Here is a 3,254-nt window from a genome sequence, read left to right as displayed (position 1 = left end):
AACTTAAGTGTCGGTTTTTACTCCAAAGTGTCCGAATCATTTCCGACACCACTGTCCGATTAGAACCGACATCACTGTCCGAACTCAACCGACATTAGTGTCCGATTTGAACCGTTTTTTGCACTCTAAGTGCTCCTCTTCGGCAGAACTCTCAGAGAGCGCATATTTTGCAAAAACTTTATAATTATTCTCAAGTATCTTATTTAGAGAAAAAATCACGCCACTGTTTTTATCTTTTGCACTCTCTTGCGAATCCCTGTTCTATTATATTCTCCCATACATCTCATTATATAGTGAAAGAGCGTGTCTATCGCTCATAGAGGCTATATAATCCGCTATTACCCTATGCCTGTTTTTCGTCTCTAACTGTTTTAAATAAAATTTAGGAAGCATCTTGGGCTCCTCGATTAAACCACTGTATAGCCCTTTAATCGCCTGCTTGCCGGCAAACATTTTAGTCATTATGTCTTTATGCTGATAGAGCTTTGTAAACAGCAGTTTTTTTAGCCTTTTTATATCAGATTCAAGCTTGGGCTCAAAACCTATCGGGAGTTCGCTTCTGCTATCAAGTGTAGCGGTGCGAATCATGCGGTTATCAACTCTCTCTTTTGAGTACTCAATAAGCGAGTAAACCAGATGGTTGATGAGATGAGAAACAAATCTGTATCTAAACATCTCATCCTCCTGCTCGGAGACTCCCTCGCTCTTTACCTTCTCTAAAATCTCTTTTATCAACTCACACTCTGCTAAATCATCAAAACTGATCAGTCCTGAATTTACGCCATCGTCAATATCGTGCGTAATGTACGCTATCTCATCGGCACGGTCGACAATCATCGCCTCAATACTTGGGTGTGTCTCAAGATTAAACTGCTCATCTATGATTGGAGGCAAGAAGCTTTTTTTATAAGGATATGAGTGTTTTAATATCCCCTCAAGTGTTGCAAAGGTAAGGTTTAAACCCTCAAATCCGTTGTATCTTTTCTCAAGAGACGAGACTACTCTGAAACTTTGAAAGTTATGGTCAAAGCCATTTAAAAAGCCCTCATACTTTAGGCACTCATCAAGCGTATCTCCGCCTATATGGCCAAAGGGCGTGTGACCTAAATCGTGAGCAAGAGCTATAGCTTCGGCAAGAGATTCGCTTAGTCCCAAGTGAGATGTGATTGAGCGCGCAATTTGTGACACCTCTATTGAATGGGTAAGGCGTGTGCGGAAAAAATCGCCCTCCTGATTTAAAAAAACCTGTGTTTTATACTCAAGTTTTCTAAAACTTCCAGAGTGGATAATTCTGTCTCTGTCTCTTGCGTAAGGATTTCTAAAGTCCCGATCTATTTCGTAAAATCTCTCATGCGCTCTCATTTTATACCGCCTTTCTTTATGCTTTTACCACTTGGTTTCTTCCGGCTTTCTTAGCCTTATATAGAGCGTTATCCGCTCTTTTCATAACGGCAAACGGGTCTTTGTCATTAGAGTTTTTTTGCACAATGCCAGAAGAGATGTTGATATATATTGTCTTGATGCTCTTCTTGTTCCTGATGCTAAATGGGCTCTTCGCGATTGTGTCTCTGAGGATATCCGTATGAGTATATGACTCATCTACTTCCTTTGAGGGAAAAAGTAGCACAAATTCCTCTCCGCCGTATCTGTAAGCTTTTCCGCCGCCGCTGACATTTGCCAGTCTTGATGCAACCATTTTTAAAACCTCATCGCCCGTATCATGCCCATATGTGTCGTTAAACTTCTTAAAATGGTCTATATCTAGCATTGCCAGCGAATATTTCATCCCAAGTTTTGCCATATCCTCGACCAACGCTCTTCTTCCTGGAAGCGATGTCAGCTCGTCATAAAAGGCCAAACGGTAAGACTCTCGTATAAGCAAAATAAAGATTATTATGCCTATGGCTAGTAGTGAGAGCTCGTTTGCATGCGCTGTTCTTATAAAATAAAATCCAGCGTAAAAAGTCACCGTAATAACTAAAAAAGAGCAGTTATATAACAGATATCTGTTAAAGAGCACTAGCGCGCCCATTATAAAAAGAACAAAAATTGCGATAGCTATCGATATATCATGCAGAGGAAAAAACGAGACTGCGAAGAGCTTCATCTTTAAAAGCAAAATCAAATCGCCATTTGGATAGAGCACAAAATAGGAGATTACTCCTATCTCAAACAGAAAAAAGAGTATCTTCAAAATGCCCCAGATAGAGAAAAGACCTCTCTCTCTTAGCGATAAAAATAGAAGAAGATGCAGCGGATAGAGCGCTGAAGCGTATAAAAATAGGTCTGTTGCCTTTTTAGCGCTTAGATACTCAAATCCTGCATGTATAAAAACGAGCGGAAGAATGACAAATATAAACCTGTTGCGGTTAAAGTGCCATGATACCCATATTATAAGCGCGCTTATCGCATAAAAAAGGTATGGAACAAAATTAAAAACCACATTGGGAATTTTGGCCTGATTGTACGCCATTAACGCAAACACCAAAGATATCAAAAGCGGTATTGATATGTTTAGGGCTATTGATTTTAATGGGTTCATATTTGCCCTTTTATATAAGCTCTCTAAAAAACGCTCTACGCTTTCTTCAAGAACTCTGTTTTTAAGTAGATTTTGGTTCCGTTAACGCGGCCCTCTATGTGACCCTCTACGTCTGAAGGTATTGTAATATTTTTAACCATAGTACCTCTCTTTGCGGTAAAACCGGCACCCTTAACCTCAAGGTCTTTAATGATAACAACGCTATCTCCCGCGTTTAAAACAACACCATTTGAGTCTCTAACAACAGCGCCCGAAGAGCTCTTTGGAGCTGCATCTGCCCAAGCCTTTAGATCATCTTCCATGTATATCATATCTACCAAATCTTCTCTGCCGAGTGCCTTTAGCACTCTGTATGACATAACCACAACAGCCGGAGTCTCGCTCCACATGCTCTCATTTAGGCAGTTAAAGTGCACCTCATCCATTTTGTCAGGGTTTTCTATCTGCTCTTTACATGTAGCACAAACATAAATAGACTGCTCCGTGCTTCCGTCAGATGGAGCAACCTCTAAAATACTAAGTCCCTCACTGCTTCCACAAAGCTCACATTGATTGCCACTTCTTGTCTTTAACTCTTTTTCTGTGTGTAGAGTAGACATTTCTACCCCTCCTTTTTATTTAAATTTATTTATAATTTGGAGTGGCACAATGCCCCTCACAGAACCGTACTTGAAGATTTCCCTCATACGGCTCTTCAATATACCTCACAAAT

The 3,254-nt window shown here is 40.2% G+C and carries 4 protein-coding genes; all 4 read right to left on the bottom strand.

Annotated elements, in window-relative coordinates:
* Positions 1-84 precede the first annotated feature (84 nt).
* The 4 genes from K0A91_RS10740 to K0A91_RS10725 are packed head-to-tail and all read right to left on the bottom strand — an operon-like array spanning position 85 to position 3,141.
* Entirely contained in the window at positions 85-219 is a 135-nt protein-coding gene (locus K0A91_RS10740) for a hypothetical protein (RefSeq protein ID WP_295010183.1), read from the bottom strand.
* A gap of 45 nt (positions 220-264) precedes the next feature.
* Entirely contained in the window at positions 265-1,362 is a 1,098-nt protein-coding gene (locus K0A91_RS10735) for a deoxyguanosinetriphosphate triphosphohydrolase (RefSeq protein WP_295010182.1), read from the bottom strand.
* A 16-nt stretch (positions 1,363-1,378) separates the two neighbouring features.
* Positions 1,379-2,542, bottom strand: a complete 1,164-nt coding sequence (locus tag K0A91_RS10730) for a GGDEF domain-containing protein (protein ID WP_295010181.1) — start codon at positions 2,540-2,542, stop codon at positions 1,379-1,381.
* 35 nt (positions 2,543-2,577) lie between these two features.
* Complete coding sequence (locus K0A91_RS10725; RefSeq protein ID WP_295010180.1) at positions 2,578-3,141, bottom strand: alkylphosphonate utilization protein; 564 nt, start codon at positions 3,139-3,141, stop codon at positions 2,578-2,580.
* Positions 3,142-3,254 lie beyond the last annotated feature (113 nt).

The organism is Sulfurimonas sp. (assembly GCF_019429335.1).
Lineage (GTDB): Bacteria > Campylobacterota > Campylobacteria > Campylobacterales > Sulfurimonadaceae > Sulfurimonas.
Note: the sequence above shows the minus strand (reverse complement) of the source record. Positions and strands in the feature narration are given on the sequence as shown.

Coding starts and splice junctions, on each gene's coding strand:
- K0A91_RS10725 (WP_295010180.1), bottom strand. CDS start 3,141: ATGTCTACTCTACACACAGAAAAAGAGTTAAAGACAAGAAGTGGCAAT.
- K0A91_RS10730 (WP_295010181.1), bottom strand. CDS start 2,542: ATGAACCCATTAAAATCAATAGCCCTAAACATATCAATACCGCTTTTG.
- K0A91_RS10735 (WP_295010182.1), bottom strand. CDS start 1,362: ATGAGAGCGCATGAGAGATTTTACGAAATAGATCGGGACTTTAGAAAT.